Annotated in this window: 1 protein-coding gene; it reads right to left on the bottom strand. The window is 63.8% G+C overall.

What is annotated here, in order from left to right:
- On the bottom strand, window positions 1–337 hold a 337-nt coding region (locus AC5ZFO_RS48370), incomplete at both ends, for an AAA family ATPase (protein ID WP_496124319.1).

Raw genomic sequence — 337 nt, 5'->3', positions numbered from 1 at the left:
ACTCCGAACCGAGGTTCGAGGTCATGATGATCAGCGTGTTGCGGAAATCGACCGTGCGGCCCTGACCATCGGTCAGGCGGCCGTCGTCGAGCACCTGCAACAGGACGTTGAAGACGTCAGGATGCGCCTTCTCGATCTCGTCGAACAGCACCACCTGATAAGGCCGGCGCCGCACCGCTTCGGTGAGCGCGCCGCCCTCGTCATAGCCGACATAGCCGGGGGGCGCACCGATCAGCCGCGAGACCGAGTGCTTCTCCATGTACTCGGACATGTCGAGGCGGACCATCGCGGTCTCGTCGTTGAACAGGTACTCCGCGAGCGCCTTGGTCAGCTCGGT

The sequence above is a fragment of the Bradyrhizobium sp. Unk1 genome (genome assembly GCF_059512345.1).
The sequence above is the reverse complement of the archived record's forward strand: the minus strand, read 5'-3'. Positions and strand labels throughout refer to the sequence as shown.